21 protein-coding genes and 1 riboswitch are annotated in these 23,315 nt (G+C 41.0%); of the genes, 8 read left to right on the forward strand and 13 right to left on the reverse strand.

Going from position 1 to position 23,315, the window contains the following annotated elements:
- Window positions 1–172: 172 nt before the first annotated feature.
- Entirely contained in the window at window positions 173–367 is a 195-nt protein-coding gene (locus GGQ84_RS03250; RefSeq protein WP_429159103.1) for a DUF378 domain-containing protein, read from the forward strand.
- Between the two features lie 56 nt (window positions 368–423).
- Here GGQ84_RS03250 and nifJ read toward each other — a convergent pair whose 3' ends face one another.
- The 4 genes from nifJ to hflX all read right to left on the reverse strand — a co-directional run bounded on the left by nifJ (window position 424) and on the right by hflX (window position 7,055).
- Entirely contained in the window at window positions 424–3,942 is a 3,519-nt protein-coding gene (gene nifJ / locus GGQ84_RS03255; protein ID WP_429159106.1) for a pyruvate:ferredoxin (flavodoxin) oxidoreductase, read from the reverse strand.
- Window positions 3,943–4,159: 217 nt separating this feature from the next.
- Window positions 4,160–4,576, reverse strand: a complete 417-nt coding sequence (locus GGQ84_RS03260) for a CBS domain-containing protein (RefSeq protein WP_429159109.1) — start codon at window positions 4,574–4,576, stop codon at window positions 4,160–4,162.
- Between the two features lie 72 nt (window positions 4,577–4,648).
- Entirely contained in the window at window positions 4,649–5,761 is a 1,113-nt protein-coding gene (locus tag GGQ84_RS03265; RefSeq protein WP_429159111.1) for a DUF362 domain-containing protein, read from the reverse strand.
- The gene (hflX, locus tag GGQ84_RS03270; RefSeq protein ID WP_429159113.1) at window positions 5,754–7,055 is read right to left on the reverse strand and encodes a GTPase HflX; all 1,302 of its coding nucleotides are present in this window, start codon (window positions 7,053–7,055) and stop codon (window positions 5,754–5,756) included. The genes GGQ84_RS03265 and hflX overlap by 8 nt, the downstream gene beginning before the upstream one ends.
- A gap of 154 nt (window positions 7,056–7,209) precedes the next feature.
- On the opposite strand from hflX, the gene GGQ84_RS03275 reads away from it, so the two are divergent.
- The 7 genes from GGQ84_RS03275 (at window position 7,210) to GGQ84_RS03305 (ending at window position 13,625) form a co-directional block, all read left to right on the forward strand.
- Complete coding sequence (locus GGQ84_RS03275) at window positions 7,210–8,094, forward strand: universal stress protein (RefSeq protein ID WP_429159116.1); 885 nt, start codon at window positions 7,210–7,212, stop codon at window positions 8,092–8,094.
- A 371-nt stretch (window positions 8,095–8,465) separates the two neighbouring features.
- Window positions 8,466–10,421 (forward strand): NADH-quinone oxidoreductase subunit 5 family protein, encoded by a 1,956-nt coding sequence (locus GGQ84_RS03280; protein WP_429159119.1) that lies wholly within the window; start codon window positions 8,466–8,468, stop codon window positions 10,419–10,421.
- On the forward strand, window positions 10,418–11,281 hold the full coding sequence (locus GGQ84_RS03285) for a respiratory chain complex I subunit 1 family protein (protein ID WP_429159121.1): 864 nt from the start codon (window positions 10,418–10,420) through the stop codon (window positions 11,279–11,281). Before GGQ84_RS03280 ends, GGQ84_RS03285 begins: the two co-directional genes overlap by 4 nt.
- 14 nt (window positions 11,282–11,295) lie before the next feature.
- On the forward strand, window positions 11,296–11,733 hold the full coding sequence (locus GGQ84_RS03290) for an NADH-quinone oxidoreductase subunit B family protein (RefSeq protein ID WP_429159124.1): 438 nt from the start codon (window positions 11,296–11,298) through the stop codon (window positions 11,731–11,733).
- Between the two features lie 17 nt (window positions 11,734–11,750).
- A complete protein-coding gene (locus GGQ84_RS03295; RefSeq protein WP_429159127.1) occupies window positions 11,751–12,149 on the forward strand; it encodes an NADH-quinone oxidoreductase subunit C in 399 nt (132 codons plus the stop codon).
- Window positions 12,149–13,234 carry a hydrogenase large subunit gene (locus GGQ84_RS03300; protein ID WP_429159130.1) on the forward strand — a complete coding sequence of 362 codons (1,086 nt, stop codon included), beginning with the start codon at window positions 12,149–12,151 and terminating at the stop codon, window positions 13,232–13,234. The genes GGQ84_RS03295 and GGQ84_RS03300 overlap by 1 nt, the downstream gene beginning before the upstream one ends.
- A gap of 37 nt (window positions 13,235–13,271) precedes the next feature.
- Window positions 13,272–13,625 (forward strand): 4Fe-4S dicluster domain-containing protein, encoded by a 354-nt coding sequence (locus GGQ84_RS03305; RefSeq protein ID WP_429159186.1) that lies wholly within the window; start codon window positions 13,272–13,274, stop codon window positions 13,623–13,625.
- Here the strand turns inward: GGQ84_RS03305 and GGQ84_RS03310 are convergent.
- The 9 genes from GGQ84_RS03310 to GGQ84_RS03350 form a co-directional block, all read right to left on the reverse strand.
- Window positions 13,622–14,584, reverse strand: coding sequence for a S66 peptidase family protein (locus GGQ84_RS03310; RefSeq protein ID WP_429159133.1), 963 nt, complete (start codon window positions 14,582–14,584; stop codon window positions 13,622–13,624). The two genes, GGQ84_RS03305 and GGQ84_RS03310, sit on opposite strands and share 4 nt — an antisense overlap.
- Before the next feature lie 93 nt (window positions 14,585–14,677).
- Window positions 14,678–15,724 carry a nicotinate-nucleotide--dimethylbenzimidazole phosphoribosyltransferase gene (gene cobT / locus GGQ84_RS03315; protein WP_429159135.1) on the reverse strand — a complete coding sequence of 349 codons (1,047 nt, stop codon included), beginning with the start codon at window positions 15,722–15,724 and terminating at the stop codon, window positions 14,678–14,680.
- Between the two features lie 104 nt (window positions 15,725–15,828).
- Window positions 15,829–16,019: riboswitch (cobalamin riboswitch) on the reverse strand.
- Between the two features lie 40 nt (window positions 16,020–16,059).
- Window positions 16,060–16,764, reverse strand: coding sequence for a response regulator (locus tag GGQ84_RS03320; RefSeq protein WP_429159137.1), 705 nt, complete (start codon window positions 16,762–16,764; stop codon window positions 16,060–16,062).
- Window positions 16,757–18,388 (reverse strand): ATP-binding protein, encoded by a 1,632-nt coding sequence (locus tag GGQ84_RS03325; protein WP_429159139.1) that lies wholly within the window; start codon window positions 18,386–18,388, stop codon window positions 16,757–16,759. The genes GGQ84_RS03320 and GGQ84_RS03325 overlap by 8 nt, the downstream gene beginning before the upstream one ends.
- 150 nt (window positions 18,389–18,538) lie before the next feature.
- Entirely contained in the window at window positions 18,539–18,775 is a 237-nt protein-coding gene (locus GGQ84_RS03330) for a hypothetical protein (RefSeq protein WP_429159142.1), read from the reverse strand.
- Between the two features lie 13 nt (window positions 18,776–18,788).
- The gene (locus GGQ84_RS03335) at window positions 18,789–19,838 is read right to left on the reverse strand and encodes a glycosyltransferase family 4 protein (RefSeq protein ID WP_429159145.1); all 1,050 of its coding nucleotides are present in this window, start codon (window positions 19,836–19,838) and stop codon (window positions 18,789–18,791) included.
- A gap of 31 nt (window positions 19,839–19,869) precedes the next feature.
- Window positions 19,870–20,295, reverse strand: a complete 426-nt coding sequence (gene fabZ / locus GGQ84_RS03340) for a 3-hydroxyacyl-ACP dehydratase FabZ (RefSeq protein WP_429159147.1) — start codon at window positions 20,293–20,295, stop codon at window positions 19,870–19,872.
- 93 nt (window positions 20,296–20,388) lie between these two features.
- The gene (gene murJ / locus GGQ84_RS03345; protein WP_429159150.1) at window positions 20,389–21,921 is read right to left on the reverse strand and encodes a murein biosynthesis integral membrane protein MurJ; all 1,533 of its coding nucleotides are present in this window, start codon (window positions 21,919–21,921) and stop codon (window positions 20,389–20,391) included.
- 74 nt (window positions 21,922–21,995) lie between these two features.
- Window positions 21,996–23,309: a copper amine oxidase N-terminal domain-containing protein gene (locus GGQ84_RS03350; RefSeq protein ID WP_429159152.1), complete on the reverse strand. Its 1,314-nt coding sequence runs from the start codon at window positions 23,307–23,309 to the stop codon at window positions 21,996–21,998.
- Window positions 23,310–23,315: the final 6 nt, after the last annotated feature.

The raw sequence follows: 23,315 nt of genomic DNA on the forward strand, positions 1-23,315 counted from the left end.
TATTTTCTTCTCTTATTATCTTATATGCACATTTACTTGTATATATTTTCACATACGGTGAATTTTTTTACTTTTTTTAAATTCTTTTGTGATTTCATTATATGTTGAAGAGTAATAATCTTTTAAAGTATTGTCAATACTACTGATAACACTATGTAAAGGAGAGGTGTTTATGTCTTTAGACAGAATTGCATTGATTCTAGTTATAGTTGGTGCACTAAACTGGCTATTGGTCGGATTGTTTTCTTTTGACTTAGTTGCAACTATCTTTGGTGGCCAAACAGCATTGCTCAGTCGCGCCATTTATACAATCATTGGAATCGCCGGTATTTATGCTATAACTCTATTTACTAAAGAACGAGCATAATTGGATGGAAAGAAATAAAACAGGGGCAATTTTAAATTGCCCCTGTTTTATTTAACTTATCTATCTGCTAAACGCTTATAATTTTCATATCTCTCTTTAGCATCATCTTCCGCTCTGGCAAATAGCTCTTCTGCCAATTCCGGAAAGGACTTGTAAAGGGTGGCGTAGCGAACTTCTCCCAACAAGAAGTCCTTGAAGGAGCCTTGAGGCTCTTTTGACTCAAGCACAAATGGATTCTTACCCTCTTTCTTAAGCTCAGGGTTGTATCTCCACAGGTGCCAGTAGCCCACCTCTACCGCTTTCTTCATTTCTTCCATAGCTGCACCCATTCCAGCTTTGATACCATGGTTTACACAAGGAGCATACGCTATAATCAGCGATGGACCTGGATAAGCTTCCGCTTCAGCTATTGCCTTAAGAGTCTGATTCATGTTGGCCCCCATTGCAATTTGAGCAACATATATATAGCCATAATTTGTGGCAATTAAACCTAGGTCCTTTTTCTTTATCTGCTTTCCTGCAGCGGCAAACTTAGCTACAGCTGCCAGCGGTGTAGCCTTAGAAGACTGTCCTCCAGTATTAGAGTATACTTCTGTATCAAATACCAATACATTTACATCTTCTCCTGAAGCCAGCACGTGATCAAGCCCACCAAAACCAATATCGTAGGCCCAGCCATCACCACCCACAATCCATTGAGATTTCTTTACTAAGAAATCCTTGCGTTCAGCGATTTCCTTAACTACTTTATTGCCAGTTTCCGCTTCCAATAGGGGTAGTATCTTTGCTGTTGCTTCTTTAGAGCCCTTGGCATCGTCTTTATTGTCTAGCCATGATTTAAAGGCGGCTTTTAATTCTTCAGATACAGAGTCGGCTTCCAAAGCTTCCTCCATCAACAGACCCACTTTATCTCTAATTTTATTAACCGCTAACGCCATTCCATAGCCATACTCTGCATTGTCCTCAAACAGAGAATTAGCCCAAGAAGGTCCTTTGCCCTCTTTATTAGTGCAATAAGGTGTAGAAGGAGCCGAACCTCCCCAGATAGAAGAACATCCGGTAGCGTTGGCTATCATCATTCTATCTCCATACAGTTGAGTTACAAGCTTGGCATAAGGAGTTTCCCCACAGCCCCCACAAGCTCCAGAGAATTCAAGAAGGGGCTGGGCAAATTGACTGCCTTTTAGAGTTTCAAGGCTTAATAAATTATCTTTTATGGATATACTATTAGCTGCGTAATTCCAGTTGCCCCCTTGCTTTTCAACCTGCTCCCCTACAGGCTTCATAAGCAATGCTTTTTCCTTAGCTGGACATACATTAGCACAGCTGCCGCAACCAATACAATCAAGCGGACTAACCTGAATTCTGTATTCTAATCCAGCAAGGGGTTTTCCTAGAGCTTTCTTTGTTACAAAGCTCTCAGGAGCATTCTTTTTCTCGTCTTCGTTAACCAAGAATGGTCTAATTGCAGCATGAGGACAAACATAAGAACATTGATTACACTGGATACATTTATCACTCTGCCACTCGGGCACATCAATAGCAATCCCCCGCTTTTCGTATGCAGAAGTTCCCTGCGGGAAAGTTCCATCCTCTATGCCCACAAAGGTACTCACTGGAAGCTTATCCCCTTGTTGTCTGTTCATGGGGAATACAACCTTTTCGATAAACTTAGGTAACTCTGCCGTAGCTGCTGCCTCTAACTCTTCCGCATTAGCCCACTCTGCTGGAACCTCTATTTTGACAACAGCTTCTGCCGCCTTATCTACAGCATCTTTGTTCATCTGGACAATCTTATCGCCTTTCTTGCCGTATGTAGTTTCGATAGCATCTTTAATATATTTCACTGCATCATCATAGGGAATTACATTAGCCAGTTTGAAGAAGGCCGATTGAGTAACCATATTGATTCTTCCACCCAAGCCAACTTCAGAGGCTATTTTAACCGCATCTATTGTATAGAAGTTAATATTATTCTCAGCAATATAACGCTTCATTTTAGCTGGCATTTTTTCTCCCAGTTCCTCAGGACTCCAGATTGTATTTAGTAGGAATGTACCACCTGGCTTCAAGCCCTCTAACACTTCATACTGATCCACATAGGCCTGCTTATGACACGCTATGTAATCTGCTTGATCAATCAAATACGTGGCTCTAATGGGCTCCTTACCAAATCTTAAATGGGATATGGTAACCCCTCCAGATTTTTTGGAGTCATAGGCAAAGTAGCCCTGGGCGTATAAGTCTGTATTATCGCCGATAATTTTAATAGCATCCTTGTTAGCTCCCACTGTTCCATCGGAACCAAAGCCCCAGAACTTACATGCAGTAGTGCTTTCACTACTGGTGTTAATATTCTCTTTTATTGGCAGGCTCAAATTAGTTACATCGTCCTCTATACCAATAGTAAAGTTGCTTTTAGGTTGAACTGCCTTAAGATTATCATATACTGCCTTTAATTGAGAAGGAGTTACATCCTTTGAACCCAAGCCGTATCTTCCACCCACTATTATGGGCGCTTCTTTTCCATTATATAATGTACACACATCTTCATATAAAGGCTCGCCTAGAGCGCCAGGCTCTTTACACCTATCCAACACAGCTACTTTTTTCACTGTTTTTGGCAATACGTTAAAGAAATACTTAGGCGAAAAGGGACGATACAAATGTACCTTTATCAATCCCACCTTTTCTCCCCGAGCGCGCAAGTAGTCAATTGTCTCCTCTAATGCTTCGCAAACAGATCCCATAGCTATTACAACATTTTCCGCCTCTGGATCCCCGTAATAGTTAAATGGTTTATAGTCCCTTCCTGTAATTTCACTTATCTTTTCCATGTAGTCATTTACCACATCTGGAAAATCAGTATAGTAGCTATTAGAAGCCTCTTTAGCCTGGAAGAAGATGTCTGGGTTTTGAGCTGTTCCCTTGAGAACTGGCCTCTCTGGATTTAGTGACCTATCTCTAAAGGCCTTAATCGCATCATGGTCGACTAAGTCGTCAAACACTTGATAGTCTAGCACTTCAATCTTTTGAACTTCGTGAGAAGTTCTAAAACCGTCAAAGAAGTGGAGGAATGGTACCCGCGATTTAATAGAAGCCAAATGAGCTATCCCACCTAAATCCATAACTTCTTGCACACTTCCAGATGCCAACTGAGCAAATCCCGTCTGTCTGCAAGCCATTACGTCAGAGTGATCGCCAAAAATTGATAATGCGTGCCCAGCTACTGCTCTAGCAGATACGTGAAATACTCCTGGCAATAACTCTCCCGAAATCTTATACATATTGGGAATCATTAGTAGCAAACCCTGAGAAGCAGTAAAGGTAGTAGTAAGTGCTCCTGCTGCTAAAGAGCCATGCACAGCCCCTGCAGCTCCAGCCTCAGACTGCATTTCAGTTACTGTAACCTCTTGACCAAAAATATTCTTACGACCGAAAGCACTCCACTCATCAACCAACTCAGCCATGTCGGAGGATGGCGTAATGGGATAGATTGCTGCCACATCAGTAAAAGCGTAGGCCACATGCGCTGCAGCAGTGTTTCCATCCATGGTTTTCATAACCTTTTTCATTAATTTCACTCCTTGCTTATGAATTTAGTTTGATTTTCTTAGGGATGCGTAATAGGTCGGTTACGGTATGATAGTTACTGAAGAACTGACGCAGAAGTTTCGAAGTGACTTGCTAAATTTCCCTATTCTTAACATAACTATTTCTACATGCAGATACCACATTCCTTTTTATAAAATGTATTTTATTAGAAAAAGAGGCCTTTATTTTAGGCCTCTTCTAGTTTTCACCTCTTGCGTTTATTAACTGCGCACAGTACTCGATAATATCTCCTCGTTTTACTATTCCAATAAAAACCCCATTGTCATCTACCACCGGAACAAAGTTCTGGGTTTTAGCTAAATCAATTAAACTATCAATCTTCTCGTTAATTCTCACAACTTTATTGTTCATATGCTGAGGTACTTCTGTTATCATAATTCGATTAGTGTTTTCAAATTTAAGCCCTTTTGTATTCTTTAGTTTCCACAACAAGTCTCCCTCTGTTATGGTGCCCGTGTATCTGCCCTCTTCATCAATCAGAGGTATAGCTGAATATCGGTGGTACTCCATTTTTTCTAAAGCTTGCCGCATTGTCGCTTCTTCAGAAAGCCAAATTACGTCTTGCTTTGGTGTAAGAAAAAAGGCAATTATCATAGCCTAAAGGGACCTCCCCTTTTACTTATTTTAACACTTTCCGCATATATTATAGCACATATTAGCTATTAACTAAATACCTAACTTATTAAAAAAAGCCACTATATCCTTAGCCTTTGGGGGACATCCCATCACATGATGCTTTAAGCCTTTTGCACAATTCCCTACTCCCACAAGCTCCTCTTCTTTGCCTCTATACCCCTGTCCAATGTGGATTTTTTCTGTTATCTTGTCCAAATCATTTTTATCTTTTACGCGCATTAGTGCATGAACTAAGCTGCCATAGCAAGCAGAGCAGGCGTCATCTTCTTCTATCCATTTTTTTAGATAATCAGCTTCTTTACTAGCCATTATGTTCTCAGGGGCTTGAGCTTCCCTTTTGCTGTTTAACTCCATAATTGATCCCTCTTTCAGTTCCATTTTTCCGATACCCATTTTAGCAGCCAATACTATGTGGTCTATTTCCTCTGAACTATATCCAATTAGCTCCGCTGCATAACTATCTATTAACACAGGATCTCGTCCCGCAATAATTCTGTTCATACGCACCGGAGTACCACCGCCCTCATAGGTTAAGTCTCCCACTATGCCATCTACTATAATTAAGTCAGTCTTTATTATTTTATTTAAATAGGCTATTGGCTTATGAAGCCCCATAGTGTGGAAACGGCGTTTTTCGCTATCCCTGATACATCCCTTAAGATTTTTCAGAGAGCAGGTTACCTTAGTTTGGCAGTGGGCCTTAAGCACCGGCATATTTATTAGATAGTCAAGCTCTAACACCTTCTTGCAAACCTCTATTTTCATATCTTCAACAGTAAACTTTAAACCCTCATCCTCTTTCAGATCTAACAAGGGAATATCAAATTCCCTACTAATGTCTTGATAGCCACAAACTTCAAAGGCCTTTTCCGTACTATCCCCCACCCAGGCGCTCTCCAGAATAACAATGTTATTGAAGCCCTTTTGCTTTAAATATTTCACTAATCCTCGTACCAGCTTAGGAGAAGTAGTAGCTCCCCACTCCGCCACTTGAGCAACCACTAGATTTGGCTTTATACCAATCAATGGGTTTTTATGGTCTAATTTTTGTAAGTCTCCAGCAACATCCATGGCCTCTAGCACTTCTTCTATCATCTCTTCCTCACTGTGCCCATACTTTATCCAAATCTCCGCTTTACTCATTAGAACCTACCTCCTCTGAAAGTCCGTTCTTTTTAAGCCATCCCTGCACCTCACTGGAAGCTTTTATGAGTACCTCTACTCCAGATTCCTTGTACTCTAAATTCTCGATTAAAGCCTTTTGCCGTAAGTACTCAATCACTCCTCCTCTTGCATAAGGCACAACTATTTTTAACTTTCTATATCCCTTTTGCAACGCCTTCTCAATTTTAGTCATAACTTGTTGAACATTGTCACCGGTTTTAGCAGACATAGGAATTACAGCTATAGCATTTTTACTTGCATTTTCAAGTACTAGTTCAATATGAGGGTTTTCTTCCTGCCATACATCACACTTATTTACTATTAATAATGAAGGAATCGAATCACACTCCAACTCTTTTAGTACTAGTTCAACTGTGCGAACCTGCTCCTCCACTTGGCTATGAGCACCATCTACTACGTGCAAAATCAAGTTAGCTTCGGCTACCTCTTCCAATGTGGCTTTAAAAGCATCTACTAATTGGTGTGGTAGGTCCTGCACAAAGCCTACAGTATCGCTAATCAGCGTCATGCTTCCTCCCGGCAGCTCCACTTGGCGAATAGTGGTATCCAAAGTAGCAAATAGCTTATCCTCACCTATGAATTGATCGTCATTTTCTCCCAGAATTGCTCTCATGGTAGAAGTCTTTCCCGCATTGGTGTACCCAACCAATGATACCAAAGGCACTCCTCGCTTTTTTCGATTCTGGCGTTGCTGCTCCCTGCGCTTTTCTACTTCAGTTAGCCTTGCCTTAATGTAGTCTATTCGCTTTCTAATTCGCCTTCTATCCGTTTCCAGTTTTGTCTCTCCAGGACCCCGCGTCCCTATTCCACCAGCCAGTCTAGACATTTCTAAACCCTTACCTGTTAGTCGAGGCAATGAATATTGGAGCTGGGCCAGCTCCACCTGGAGCTTTCCTTCCATGCTATTTGCCCTTTGAGCAAATATATGCAGTATTAGCTGAGTACGGTCCAGAACCTTTGCGGGGATCATCTCTTCTAGATTTCTCAACTGAGCTGGATTCAACTGTTGACTAAAAACAATTAGATTGGCTTCATGCTCTTCCACTAAATGTACTAGTTCCTCAACCTTACCCTTTCCTACAAAAAAAGCTGGATGGGGATTCTGACGCCGCTGTTCAGCAGCTGCAACTACTAGATTACCGCTAGTCTTAACCAGTTCCTCCAGTTCCTCTAGCTCCCACTTTAACTGATCCTCTGATTTACTATTTAAATCTACTAGTACAAGAATAGCCTTATTTATGTTTTCTTCCATTAAAACCCTCCTCATATAACCTAGGGAATATTATAGTAGTAATCATAACTCAATTTGTTTTTAGTTTCAAACATCCTATTGTATTGACAATTATGATGGAAAAATATATCTTTATAGTAGGAAGTAAATTTTCTCAACGAGAGGGGAAATGCACATGTATAAAAAAGTTTTGCTTTGTACTGATTTGTCGGCTGCCTCAGATAAGCTTCTAGATGCAACTGTACAATTGAAGAGCTTAGGTTTAGAAGAAGTTGTATTGGCTTATATTATCTCTTCAGAACATAGCCCTATGGGCATAGAGAGAATTAGAGAAGACTCACTTCCCGTTGTAAATGCTCAAAAATCTTACTTGCAAGACATGGGACTCAAGGTCACTGTTGAAATTCAAGCGGGAATTCCTTCAAGAAAGCTGCATAAACTCTCAGAGAAATACGACGTCTCCGCTATTGTAACAGGCTCCCACGGTAAGGGGATTTTTAAAAAAGCATTTATGGGCAGTGTTTCCTCCGAGTTGCTACAAATATGCGAGCGGCCAATTATACTGATTCGACTTGAATTGGATGACGAGGAAGCGAATGTAGAGTTGACCTTTGATAAATTATTTGATCACGTACTTTTCTTAACGGATTTTTCAGAGGTTGCTGATAGAGCCTTTCTCTATTTAGAAAAAGCTGTATCTGAAACCAAGTGTGCGGTTACATTAATGCACGTCCAGGACAGTACAACAATCGACCCTCATCTTATCTATCAGTTAGATTACTTCAACAAAGTCGATGGGGTCCGCTTGGACAAGTTGAAAAATAGATTAATGGATAAGGGTGCATCACAGGTAGAAAATGTTCTATCCTTCGGCCCTACAGTTAAAGAGATTTTAAAACAGATTAATAACCCTGAAAATAAATATTCGCTTATTATAATGGGTAGCCAAGGGAAAGGCTTCTTCGGAGAGGCCCTACTGGGAAGTGTCAGTCACAAAGTTTCCCGTTTGTCTCAGGTGCCAATCCTCCTAATACCGCCAAAGCACCAGAATGATAATTAAATGTAAGAAAGGGCAAGGTATTAAATTACTACCTTGCCTTTTTTTTTGCACCGATGGAAAGTATAACTTCCCATGGCATAATGCAACTAAGGCTTACGCCGTGCTAAGAGCTTGGTGGAATCCAAATTTTCTTTATTTCATCTATAATTTACAATTTATTAAAATTTTCTTAAATATTCTGTAATTTCTTGAAAATAGGCAAATTTTATAGAAAAGCTACGTAAAATTGTGAAATCTTAGTATATTTTATGTAAGAGCGCGTTTGCCCTTGATTTTTATTAGGCTTATAATAGATTTTGTCTAATAAAAATACTACTTACTATTATATCTTCTTAGTAGTATACTTAAATTGGAAATTGGAGGGATAAGTTGTGCTCGATTGGATGCTAGCAGTTCTCATTTTACTACCCATCGCAGCTGGCCTAGCAGTTTTTACGGTCAGAAATACGGCATTTCGAAATGGTGTCGTTTTAGTAACTGCCGGTTTATTGACAGTTGCTGCAATTAAACTATTGCTTATGGGGCCTATAGCTGACTACACACCCACAGGACCATGGGCAAGTGTTATTACCGTTCTTGATTTTATTATCTTATTTATTCTTTTGTACATAGCTATACGCCTAAAGAGTTTAATAATCGGTGCTCTTACTGTGGCGCAAATTGCTCTGATATCTTATTTTGATTTCGGACTGCTCCATCAGTCTACCGCTGCAGGCAATACACCACTTATTTTTGTGGATCAGCTTGCAATTATTATGGTTCTGATAATCTCGGTTATAGGTTCTCTTATTACCTTGTTTGCCATCCCTTACATGGCAGAACACGAAAAGCATCAAGATCTAAAAGAGAGCAAGCAACCGCGATTTTTTGCCATTTTACTTCTCTTTTTAGGAGCCATGAATGCATTAGTACTGGCTAATGACCTGATTTTACTTATTTTGGCCTGGGAGTTAACAACTCTCTGTTCATTCTTGTTGATAAGTCACGACGGAACTCAGTTGGCAATAAAAAATGCTACCAGAGCTCTGCTCCTCAATTCACTAGGTGGGGTAGCACTTGGTCTGGGTCTGGTGACACTCTTCATTAACACCGAAACTACCTCTATTCAGGCTATCTTGAGCGGAGACTTATTACTAGCCGGCTTAATGTTGCCTTTAGCGCTCTTCTGTTTTGCTGGTTTTACCAAGTCTGCTCAAATGCCATTCCAAAGTTGGTTACTAGGAGCCATGGTTGCACCTACACCCGTATCAGCAATGCTTCACTCAAGTACCATGGTTAAAGCAGGTGTGTATATCATCGTTAGATTGGCTCCAGCATTTGCAGGAACTTTACTTAGTGATATGGTTGCTCTAGTAGGAGCTTTCACTTTTGTAATGGCTTCGGCTCTATGTATCAGCCAGAGCAATGGTAAAAAGATCCTGGCTTATTCTACCATCGCAAACTTAGGTCTGATTATTGTAGCAGCAGGTATTAATACTCCTGTAGCCTATGCAGCTGCTATAATCTTAATTGTGTTCCACGCTATTTCAAAGGCGCTATTATTCTTATGTGTGGGAACTGTTGAACACGGCATTGGCAGCAAGGATATTGACAACATGCATGGTCTTTATCAAAAAATGCCATTTACAGCTACAATTGCTTTAATCGGAATGTTGACTATGTTCTTACCACCCTTTGGGATGCTCTTAGGTAAATGGGCAACGCTAGAGGCTGCACCAAATTTACCTCTAGTAATGATTTTATTAGTCTTTGGAAGTGCCCTAACTATGGTTTTCTGGTTGCGTTGGGCTGGAAGTATTATGAGTACTTCTTCTGCTGCTGCAAAAGTAAAGGAAGATCAACATCCACTGATAAAATATCCATTAGTATTTTTAGCAGGAAGTGCTGTAGTGCTTTCAGTTGTCGTTGCTAAGTTCTACGAAGTTATGGTAGCTCCTGTTGTAGTAGCTTTCTACGGAACAAACCACAGTGTTATTGCAACTACTGCAGGAAATATTCAGTTTATTGGTGCTGAAACAGCAACAGTATTCGGTAGTTATGCCGTCTGGCCTCTATTCGGAGTGGTACTAGCTGTGTTCATCTTCGGAGGGTATGCCTTAACTAAGACAAATACAGCTACAGTTTCATCAGTTTACATGTGTGGCGAAATTGGAGAAGTCGATGATAAGTCCGCTTCTAAATTTAGAGTAGCCGGCGATGAGTGGTGCGAATACGAGACAAGCCATTACTACTTAGATCCAATTTTTGGTGAAAATAAACTCACCACCGGTTCAAATGCACTTTCACTAGTCATTCTCATAGTATTATTCGGGGTGGTGTTAATATGAGGGAAGTATTGATTGTACTTGGAGTTTTAGTTTTAGCTCCCATGTTGGGAGTGTTTATTAACGGGATAGATAGAATTATAACCGCAAGAATGCAAGGACGAGTGGGTCCACCACTACTTCAGCCTTTGTATGACGTAATTAAACTATTTAACAAGGATAAGATGATTGTTAACAAACTTCAGGTTTTCTACGCTATAGTTTACCTGGTCTTTGCAGCCACTGCCTTAGCTCTTTTTGCACTAGGCGGAGACTTATTGTTAATTATCTTTGTTCTAGCTGTAGGAGCTGGAGCTCTAGTCTTAGGAGCCCTTTCTGTTAAGTCTCCTTACTCACAAATTGGAGCTCACAGAGAGCTTATGCAAATTTTGGCCTATGAGCCTATACTAATACTTACGGCAGTAACACTGTTTTTAGTTACAGGAAGTTTTAAGGTTGATGAGATTGTGGCCTTTCAAGCGGCTAACAACTCTCCCCTGTTGTTTACACTGCCTCTTTTATTCATAGCCTTAACTTATGTATTGACAATTAAAATGAGAAAATCACCATTTGATATTTCTACTTCCCATCACGCTCACCAAGAAGTAGTTAGGGGTGTTACAACTGAGTATTCAGGTGTTTACCTAGGTATCCTGGAAATTGCCCACTGGTACGAACTACTGTTGGTATTGGGAATGATCGGCTTGTTCTGGGCAAATAACTGGATCTTAGCAGTGGCCTTAATCATGGTTGCTTTTATTCTAGAGTTACTTATAGACAATACAACTTCCCGCCTAACCTGGCGTTGGATGCTCAGATCCACTTGGGTTTTTGGAATGGGATTAGGGACGATCAATTTAATCTACGTATATATAATTCGATAAGGAGTTGAACTAAAATGGATTTAGTGACAAAGGCCAGATCCAAGTCTCCATGGATAATCCACTGTAACTGCGGTGCTTGTAACGGTTGCGATATTGAAACATTGGCTTGCTTGACTCCAGTTTACGACGTGGAGCGCTTTGGAGTAGTCAACGTGGGTAACCCGAAGCATGCAGATATACTGCTAGTTACAGGTACTGTTAACCATCGTAACGAGCGGGTATTAAGAAACATCTACGAGCAAATGCCAGAACCCAAAGTAGTAATTGCAATAGGAGCCTGTGGCTGTTCTGGTGGCATATTCAAAGACTGCTACAATGTGGTTGGCGGTGCGGACAAAGTTGTACCTGTAGACGTTTATGTGCCTGGTTGCGCGGCAAAACCAGAGGCAATTATTGATGGAGTTGTTTTAGGAATAGAAAAATACAATAAGAAAGTCCAATCTGCATCCTAACAGGCGAGGTGAAAAAATTGTTTAAATTAGATAAGGTAACAGAAATTACGCCATCTGAAATAGTACCAACTGCAAAAGAGATGGAAAAGCAGGGTTATCGGTTTATAATAATAACCTGCAACAATTTAGACGATAAAGTTGAGTTGATTTACAACTATGACAAGGACCTAGAAGTGAAAAGCTATAGAACTTCTATAGCAAAAGATGAGAAAATCCCAAGTATCAGCTCCCTATTCATTTCCGCTCTATTAATTGAAAACGAGATTCAAGACTTATTTGGCGTAACTTTTAGTGATTTGGTACTAGATTACCATCAAAAATTGATGACTATAGAAGATATTTCTGCACCACAAGCAGTTAGCAACATGAATATTCAATTGGCAGAAAAAAAGGCAGCAAAGAAGGTGAGTGAATAATGGCAGCAAAAAAAATTAACCTGCCCTTTGGTCCTCAGCACCCAGTTTTACCTGAACCGATTCAGCTAAAGCTGGTACTGGAAGACGAAAAAGTTGTTGAAGCTGTCCCCAACCTTGGATATGTTCACAGGGGCTTAGAGGGGCTAGTAGACAAAAAAGACTTCAATCAAATGATTTACGTTGTTGAGCGCATCTGTGGTATTTGTAGCTTCCAACACGGTATGACCCTATCTCTGGGTATAGAATCCTTAATGGATATAGAAGTTCCCGAAAGGGCCAATTACCTACGAGTTGTATGGGGAGAGCTTCACAGAACTCACAGTCACCTGCTGTGGCTAGGTTTGATGGTTGAAGCGTTCGGTTTTGAGAGCTTGTTTATGCAGACATGGAGAATCAGAGAGAAAATAATGGACATTCTTGAAGCTACTGCTGGAGCTCGAGTAATTATTTCTACTAGTATTCCTGGAGGTGTCAGAAGAGATATCTCTGCTGAGCAGACTAAGTGGATATTAGGGCAATTAGACGAAGTAGAAAAAGAGCTTAAATATATAGAAAAGGTATTCCTAGACGATTACACAGTAAAACAGCGAACTGTAGGACTTGGTGTATTGACTAAAGAAGTGGCTCACCAGTACGCAGTTGTAGGACCTACGATGAGAGCATCAGGGATCAAGCAAGACTGTCGTACACTTGGATATGCCGCTTACAATGAATTAGACTGGGAGCCTATTGTTATGAACGACGGTGATTGCTATACACGAATGGCTGTTCGCTTAAAGGAAGTGTTCTTAGCTATTAACTTGACACGACAAGCTTTAACAAAAATGCCTGAAGGCGAAATCAATGTTAAAGTAAAAGGTAACCCTCCTGCAGGCGAAGCACTAGTAAGAGTAGAGCAGCCTCGAGGTGAGCTAGTTACTTACGTAAAAGGTAATGGTACTAAGCACTTAGATAGAATTCACGTTAGAACACCGACCTTTGCCAATGTTCCTAGCTTATTGGCAATGCTACCAGGTTGCGAATTGGCAGATGTACCCGTAATTATCTTGACTATAGACCCATGTGTGAGCTGTGTTGAAAGATAATCGAATACAGTAAAGCGAGGTGATCAGGTTGTTTAAAATGTTAGGGCAAATATTAAAAAATACTTTTTCCCCCCCTGCTACTCGTCTCTATCCTTTTGAGCAGAGAGAGCAATTTCCAGATGTACGGGGAGAATTAGAGATAATAGCCGATACGTGCATTCTCTGTGGCATATGCCAGCGCAAATGCCCTACTGGATGCATTGAAGTAGATAAAGCAAATAGCTCATGGAAAATAAATCCCTATAACTGCATACTCTGTGGATCGTGCGTAGAGATTTGTCCAAAGGACTCACTGTATATGAAACCCCAGTGGCGCAAACCTACTAACACAAAGAAAATTCATGAAGAACACGTAGAGCCAAAGCGAAAGTCAGCAACAGCTGGACGCTAATAGCTGTTGACTACAGCACTTTCCCTTATGAGTAGATGCCCTTGATCCGCATCGAGAGTTGCTTTGACTCCCAGCGGAAGAGTAGCTTGATGTTTCCCGTGTCCTATGGTCATTCCATAGATTGCGGGAACATTGAGCTTTTCTACTTTCTGGACTAAGATTTCTTCTATATTAAAGGTAGAACTAAAGCTAGGCATATATTCTCGCGGACGACAGTTTACAGATTCTCCAACAATTAAACCCGCTATATCCTTTAGCTTTCCTGCTAGCTCTAGCTGGGTGAGCATGCGATCAATTCTATATGGCTCTTCCCCCACCTCTTCTAAAAATAGTATTTTATTAGTAGTATCTATTTCATAGGGAGTTCCCAAAGTGGCGCAGATTAATGATAAATTCCCACCCACAAGATCTCCTGATGCAACCCCGCCATTTAACGCTACTACATAGTGTCCTTTCTCGGGGTTCTTAATCTTACCCAGGGGTTTGCTACTTGTGGTTGCTCTATGTAGATTTTCTACGCTATAGGTACCCGCCTCTTTATTTCTCACTAATGAATTAACTACTGGTCCATGAAAAGTGACTAGCCCTGTTTCCCTGTAAATGGCTAGCTGCATTGCAGTTATATCGCTAAACCCCACAAAAACTTTAGGGTTTGCTTTTATTAAATTATAATCTAGCATGGATAGCAGCCTCATACTACCGTATCCACCTCTGAGACAAAATATTCCATTGATATTTGGGTTTTGAAAGGCATCCATTAAGTCGTTTAAGCGTTCTTCATCAGTACCTGCCAGATAACCCCATCTCTTATTTAAAGATTTTCCTTCTATTACTCTATACCCCAGATCTTCTAAGGCAGCTTTACAAAAGTAGATAGCGCTTGGGCTATTGGCATAACTAGCTGGCGCTACTAAACTTACTGTATCCCCGGGCTTTAGGGCCTTTGGCTTTATTTTCACTTCTCATACCTCCTGAACGTGATGTAACCAATAAAAAAGCTGGTCCAATAAATATTTATTAGACCAGCAAAAAAATATGCACATTATTCTTAACTAGGCTCTTGATACTCCTGCGTCTGCAAAGGTAGCCATTTCACTAACAATTTTGCAGCTTGCCTCAACTAAATGCATTGCCAATACTGCCCCTGTGCCCTCTCCTAAGCGCATATCTAACTCCAAGTAAGGTCGTAACCCTAGGGAGTTTAATGCCCTAGCGTGTCCAGGCTCTGCGGAGCTATGAGAGGGAATTATATAATCTAGACTCTTAGGCTCTATTCTTGCCGCTATCACCGCTGCAGCTCCAGCAATAAATCCATCAATTATCACTGGTATTCGATTGGCTGCCGCTGCCAAAATCACACCAATAATAGCACCTATTTCCAACCCGCCCACTTTATGTAGTATATCTAAACCGTCTTGGGGATCTGGTTGATTTATTTCAATAGCCCGCTTTATTGCTTGGCGTTTGCGCTCAAGTCCTTCATCATTCAGTCCTGTTCCCCTCCCCACTACCACATCTAGTTCCAGTCCAGATCCAACTAAAATTGCACTACTAGCAGTTGTATTGCCAATCCCCATTTCACCTGTAGCCAGTAGATTTACCCCTGCTTTAATTTCTGCTTCTGCTATCTCTATACCCGCCTCAATCGCTTTGATAGCTTCATCTCTGGTCATAGCAGGACCCTTAGCCATGTTGTCAGTTCCCCTTCTGACTTTTTTGTTAATAAGCTGGGGATAATTCATATCACTTGCCACCCCAATATCTGCAACTTTTACGTTAGCTCCTGCGTGGTGAGACAAAACATTAATGGCTGCTCCACCATTTAGGAAGTTTAACACCATCTGAGGGGTTACTTCCTGGGGAAATGCACTTACGCCTTCTGCCACAACCCCATGATCACCAGCCATTACTAAGACAGAGCGCTTGTCTACTTGATTTAATACCTGTTCCCTTATCCCCGCCAGCTTAATTGCTAAATCTTCCAGTACACCTAAGCTCCCAGGTGGCTTGGTCAGACTATCTAATCGCTCTTTACATTTCTCCATTGCATCTCGGTCAAGCTCCCCAATTTTTGAAACAGTTTCCCTTAGTAAACTCATTACAATCATCCCCCTTTTTATTTTTTTGAAATAAAAAACCCCAGCTCAAAATGAGCTGAGGATGTTTCCATTACCCTGCAGTACAACACCTGTCTCCCGCAGATGTCACTAGCGCACTTTAGGCAGGTCTCCTGACTTCCAGATCAAACGCTCCTTGGCACCTTCCCGCAAGATTAACTTGCAGTGGCATAATTGCTCAGAAGCTCTCCAGTTACAGTGGCGGGACCGCTGGAGAATTGCACTCCATTCCCTATTCTCCTACACTTAATGTAGGCACCTAAATGCTTTTACAATATTTTCTTGTTTAGAATTATACCCCAGTGAAGCTTATGCTGTCAAGAGTTGGAGAATTTGTATCCAACCCCCCAAACGGTGATTACATACTTGGGATTTGCCGGATCTAGCTCTATCTTCTCTCTAATGCGTCTAATTAACACAGTGACCGTATTTATATCGCCCACATAATCACTATCCCATATCTTCTGCAGTAACTGTTCTCGAGTAAATACCTGATTTTTATTCTTCATAAGTAGTCCCAATAATTCGAACTCCTTAGCTGTGAGCGTGACTTCATTGCCCCTAACTGTAACTAAACGAGTGCTGTAATCTATACTAACTTCACCCAAAATTAGTTTCGTATCCTCTTCATTCTTATTAAAAATTTGAGCTTCATTTACGCGGCGTAGCACCGCTTTAATGCGTAAAGCAAGCTCAGAAGGGCTAAAAGGTTTAGTCACATAGTCATCTACTCCCATATTAAACCCCACTGCCTTATCCACTAAATCTGCTTTTGCTGTAAGCATTATTATAGGAATTGAATATTTTTTCCTAGCCATACGACAAACTTCATAGCCATCTAGCTTAGGCAGCATTAAGTCTAACACCATTAAATCAGGTTGTTCTAGTTCTATTTGTTCTAAAGCCTTTTCCCCATCTTCTGCTTTTATCACTTGATAACCTTGAGTTATTAGCGTCTGCTCTATAACTTTGATTATTTTCGGTTCATCGTCCACTATTAGTATTTTTTTACCCTCACTCAAGCTCTTCATCCTTTCCGCTGTGATTGTAAATAAATAGACTAAATCTAAAAGCACTGCCCTCGTCTTTTTCAGAATTCACCCAAATTTCACCGCCATGAAGTTCCACAAGCTTTTTGGCAAGAGCTAGGCCTAAACCTGCCCCTCCTTGCTTTACTTCACCAGGTGACTCCACCTGCTTAAATTTATCAAATACGATTTCTTCATTGTATTTATTTAATCCTATTCCCGTATCTAGAACTGATACAACTATTTGGTCACCCATTACATCGGCGTTAACTGTAACAGTTCCTCCTGCAGGAGTAAATTTCAAAGCATTCCCCATCAGATTTAGCATTATTTGAAGCAATCTTTCAGGGTCAGCCTTAACAAGTGGAATTTTGTAACTTACGTTGTTTATTAGGGAAATATTCTTTACTTTCGCAAGAGGCATAAGAGTTTTTTGAGAAAAGTTAACTACTTCTGTTAGGTCTGTGCTGATGAGCTCTACCTTCATCTGACCCGCCTCAATTTTTGCCATATCTAAAAGATCATTAATCATGTCCAATAACCGTTGTCCACACTCTTGCATATCCCTTAAGTTCTCTGCTTGTACCCAGTCTCCTTTTTCTTCAGCTCGCTCAAGCATCAATTCAGTAAAAGCAATAATAGCTGTCAGGGGTGTTCGCAATTCATGACTCATGTTTGCCAAAAATTCAGATTGGAGTTGATTTGAACGCTTTAGTTGTTTCGTTCTTTCCTCTACTCTCTGCTCTAAAACCTGGTACATTTCTTTAAGTTTAATCGCCATACCATCAAAGTCATGGGCTAGAGACCTTATTTCCCCGCACCCCTCAAATTTACTCAGATCTACATCTAAATTCCCTCTTCCCATGGACTTAGTCATTCTGCTTAGCTGGTTTAAAGGATTGGTTACTAAAGTGCGCATTAATAAAAATGTGACTAAAATAGTAGAAACAACTACGATAAGCATCAGAGCTATGTAGTTAATATTATTGCTGCGTTGCTTTTGGTAAAAGCTATCCATTGGAATTGTAATACTTATTGCCCCTGCAAAATCACCTAAACCGTAGCCCTCTTTAGGATACCCTGCAATATCCAACTCTCCAGCTGGCTCACCATGACACTGAAGGCACCATTCCTCCATGTAAAGTGGATACATATAGCGAAAGTAGCGCTTGCCCTCCAGTTCATCCTGCTGCCATACCTCTTTCAGAGAACTATCTTTCTGAAGCTTTTTGATCATTTCTCGCTCTGTAGAATCCGGTTTGTTTTCCTGATTGCGAACCTCAAGTTTTGTCTGCTTTATGTTATATTCGGTCCAATTAGAAAAAATATCACCTACTCCTTTGCCTACTGCCGCAGGGTTTAATTGTTTAAACTCAAAGTTGCCATGTGAATCATAGTTTATAACATCTTGCTTCTGAGCGATAAAAGCCCGCATAGCCTCGAATTGCGTAGCCATTATTTGGGATTTTTCAGTCAAATCATTAATGGCCTGCTGACGCTGATGCTGTATATTCCAAATCAAATTGACAGACATGATTACCACAATTGCTATGGTTAAATAAATCATAAAACGGTGTGCTAACTTATTAAATCTTCTCTTGATTAGCTTATTTAACATCAGCTCACACCCTTCTGCCTAAAAAACTGTGAAAAATCTATGGTTCCCTTTTTATTTATTCGATTATTGTTTTATTTTTCCTGCAAAGAGTGAAGGGGCGGTTCTCCTGACAACCCTTTTAAAAGTTGTCAGGAGAACCGCCCCTTGACATTACTGCCCTAATATTCGTTCTAACTCATTTGCTCTAGCCTGAACGCGAGCTAGTTCCTCTTCTAGTTCTTGTACCCGTTCCTCCAGTTGCTGATCTAAGTAACTTTTAGACACTAGAGGATCGCTCTCAGTACCCGGAGTATTAGAAAAGGCCTCTACCTGAACCCCTACAAAAATTCCCGATATAAGCGCTGCCACTAAAGCCAAACTAACTATAAAAATCTGTTTTCGCTTCATCCTTTAATACACCTCACTTACCACTTACGTAAGTTTTGCCAGTACTTTCAATAGCCCTAGTACCAACAACTCCGATTTTTTCTGCTCCTAAGACTATTCCCGTAAACAGTATTAACAGTATCATCACAGCCTGCGCTGTGGTCAGCATGGTAAGCATCACTGCACTAGCACCTAAAATTGAATTCAATCCGTAAATCACCAGCACCGTCTGCTTATGACTTAATCCCACAGCTAAAAGACAGTGATGTAAGTGTTCTTTATCTGCTTTAAAAATAGGTTGATTTTTCATGTATCTTCTAACAATGGCAAATGCCGTATCCAAAATGGGTATCCCTAAAATCACGATTGGGATAAATAGAGATATTACAGTAGCCCCTTTTCCCAAACCTAACACAGCCAAAGTGGCTAAGTTGAAACCCAAAAACATGGAGCCGGTATCTCCCATAAAGATTTTAGCAGGATAAAAGTTGTACTTTAAAAATCCCATAGTACTAGCAGCGAGAATTAGGGCACAAGTAGCATAGAGCGTCTGTCCTTCTGTCCAAGCCACTACTGCTAATGTAGTTGCTGCGATAGCTGTTACTCCCCCAGCTAAACCATCTAATCCATCAATTAGGTTGACCGCATTGGTCACCCCTACTATCCAAAGAATTGTAAAAGGTATACTAAGAATACCCAGGGATATCATTCCGTCAAAAGGGTTTGTCACAAACTCTACGCCAATTCCAAACAGAACAAGTACTGATGCTGCCACAATCTGGCCCAAAAGTTTAACCTTTGGCTGCAAACCCACAATATCATCAGCTATACCTATTACAACAATAATAGTACCACCTAATAACAAGCCTATAATCTGATTAGTCAGAGGCTGAGTAGTCAACACCGCTCCTATAAATCCTAGATAAATAGCCAACCCACCCATTCTGGGCATAATCTTCTTATGTACTTTTCGCTGTTCAGGATTGTCTACTGCTCCCACTCTAAAAGCTAGTGACTTAACTACTGGCGTCAGTACTAATGCCACAATAAATGCTAGCATCATGGCTAAAAATGCCTTCTCCATCTCCTAAATACTCCCCCTCCGGTGTAATTTACTACTTTTGAATGGCAAACATCAGCTGCCCTTCACAGGCCAATTCCCCATCTACAAATGCTTTGGCCTGACTCTTGCCAATGTTCCCTCTGAGCTGGGTGAGCTCTACTTCAATTCTCAATTGATCACCTGGTACAACTTGACGTCTAAATCTAACCTTGTCTATTCCCGTGAAAAAAGCTATCTTCCCTGCAAATTCTGGCTTCTTCAATAATGCTACAGCTCCAACTTGAGCCATAGCCTCCACAATTAGTACTCCTGGCATGACAGGATAATCGGGAAAGTGCCCTTGAAAGAAATTTTCATTTATTGTCACATTTTTAATCCCCACAGCACCTTTGCCTTCTTTCACTTCTAAAATTCTATCTACAAGCAGAAAGGGGTAGTTATGAGGTAAAATCTGTCTTATCTGGTTCACATCAAACATTATTTTTACAACACCTTCTCTCTAGTATAAAATCATACTCAAAGAAATTAATATTCTACATTTGTACGCTTTCTCCTGCTAATTTAGACTCATTTACTTTGGTAATATCTTGTTTTTTATTTGTTCCACAATTCTAAGGACCTCTTCTTCCTTCAGCAACAACACAGTTCCACCAAAAACTGCTACCCCTACTCCAATAGCTCCCCCTACCTGCAACACTAAATGTCCTGGAATAATCTCAAAGGCCTTTATTGTGAGGTACGCCATTATAGCAGACGCCAGTGAAACCTTAGCAAAAGACAATGCCAATCTCTTGTGGGGAATCGCCTCCAAGTGCTTGCGCAAGTATAGGTACAGCAGCACAGTGTTTACTGTGGCCGCCACTGAATTTGCCAGTGCCAAACCCGCATGGGCCATGGACCCAATCAGGGCAAAACTCAAGGCTATATTCACAGCCACTGAGATTAAACTCATTATTACCGGGGTTTTTACATCATCCAAAGCATAATATGCCCTAGTTATCACCAAGTTAGCTCCCTGGGCAAACATGCCTATAGAGTAAAATATAAGTGCTTGAGCAGTCATCACTGTAGCTCGATGATCAAAGGCACCCCGCTCAAAGAGCAGCTTTACCGTTGGTTCTGCTAAAACTATCAGGCCCACTGCCGCTGGAATAGATACTAAAGTAACTAATCTCAGTCCCCTAATTAGCGTCTGTCCTAACTCAAACCGTTGGTTTTTAATTGCTTGGGCTGCCAGTGCAGGAAATATGGCAGTAGATACTGCAACAACAAATATCCCTAAAGGCAACTGCATCAACCGCTGTGAATAGTTAAGAGCAGATATACTGCCCTCTACTAAACCAGAGGCAAAAATCCGGTTTATAGCGAAGTAAACTTGATTTACAGCTACCCCAATCACTATGGGCATAATTGTATATCCAACTTTTTTTACTGCTGGATGCTTATAATCAAAACTAAAGGTGTACTTGAAGTTTAGCTTTCGCAATAGGGGGTACTGAATTATCAAAAAGCCCAACATACTAACTAATGTCCCCACGGCTAAGCCTTCGATACCATACTGTGCTCCCAAAAGCACCACAGTAGCTATTATCACCAAATTAGAAAATCCCGGGGCAAAAGCAGGTAATGCAAAATAGTGAAAGGCGTTTAGAATACCTGTTAGCAACATACCTACACCCATAAAGATTACTGCTGGAAACATGATTTTAGTCATGTGCGATGCTAAAGCTGTAGTCTCAGGATTAAATCCGGGAGCCATAAGCTTTACCAACTGAGTAGACCCCAAAATCCCTACCAAGGTAAATGCTATCAATAAAACTCCAGTTATGTTAATCAGGATACTGGCCACTTTCCATGCCTCTTCCCGATTGTCGTCAACAATGTACTTTGTAAAAACAGGCACTGCTGCTGTAACCAACGCAGCACCCAAAATTGCTTGTAAAAAATAGGGGATTGTATATGCTACTAAGTATGCATCAACTGCTTCACTAGCCCCAAATCTATCTGCAATTGCCATCTCCCTGCCAAAACCTAGTAGGCGACTAAAAAGGTTCATAATCACTACGGCTCCGGCAGCTCGGGCAATTTTCTCTCCGGTGGTCATTCCCATTCCTTCTTTCAGTTAATTAATCAGCTAAATTGTATTATACTCCAATCCCCCTTAGAGGTAAAGAGGCACTAAGGCCTCTCAATAATTGTAGTTCTCGTCTTTCCATCCCACTCCAACTTAAAGCCAAAGCACTGGTTAAATATTCGCAGGGGTACATAAGTCAAATTCCCCACCATTCTCGGTTCAGCTCCTATATCTACCTGTCTTCCATTTACCTCTGCTATACTGCTTCCATTCTTGAATTTAACCGTTGTGTTCTCATATACAGCTACCATTTCGTTGGAGCCGTTATCCCAGTGAAGGTTAATGCCAAAGCTATTAAACAATTCCCTCATAGGTCCAAACATACGGCCCTCTGCCATAAAAGGAGCAGTACCGGTAAACTCCTTACCATCTACTATCAGTTTGGGCACTTTATCGTTAATTTCTACCAGTAAAGATTGACCGTTGGTATAACTTAACCCCATGACAAAGTGGTTATCTGTCGTGATTGTCACACCCCATTGGTTCAAGACCGGTAGCTCAGTAATAACCTGTCTATAACTTATTACGTCCTCTACTCTTCCGCTTTTATCATATATTAGCAGGGCATAAGCTCCTGTATCCAAAATAGCTGTTCTGCCCCCTTCTTGCCTCATAGCGGCTTTAGGACGACTTAAATCCTTCCACTCTTGCACTAACTGGCCACTGCGGCTTACCTCTAAAACTCTACCGCCAGTCCGAACTCCCTGATCAACAATGAGAATATTTCCAGTTGGCAACTCTGTGGCTGATACCAAATTAGTCACTTTAGCAGTGTCACCGTTTATAGATCCATAAGTGGGAAGCTTGGTCACTTGGTTACTGCTTCCCAGTTTATCTGCATTAAGTTCTAGTTCTATCTGACCAGCTCTATTTACCAACAAAACCTTATTCCTGGTGGTGATTAGGATTTTCCCATCTCCAGTCTCCTCACTGTGCCGAATCCCTTGTGCCGCTGCCGGTATTCTATACTCCCAAACCTGCTTGCCCTCAGGGTTAACCTCTACTACCCGCTGGTACCCTGGCTTACCTGGGGTCGCTGTTTCACTAATTAACGTGTTCCCGTTATTCAGCCTAACTGCACTGTTTGCATTAATCCCCTCTAGGCGCCACTCAACTTTGCCATCTCTATTTATTTCTAGCACTTTTCCCTCTTGGTAGCCGTTTAACACAAATAAAATATTATTATTGGGCAACACTTGAACTTGCCCAGGATGGGCACCGCTTACCCCATCCCGATACTGCCAGTCGATCCTGGCCTGGGCCTCAGAGCCCAACACCGCATTTGGAAAGATCCCAGTACCCATTATTACAAGGGCTGCTATGCCCCATATCCATTTTAATCTATCCCAAAAGGACATGTTATT

Origin of the sequence: Desulfitispora alkaliphila (assembly GCF_050433185.1) — a bacterium.
GTDB lineage: Bacteria > Bacillota > Desulfitisporia > Desulfitisporales > Desulfitisporaceae > Desulfitispora > Desulfitispora alkaliphila.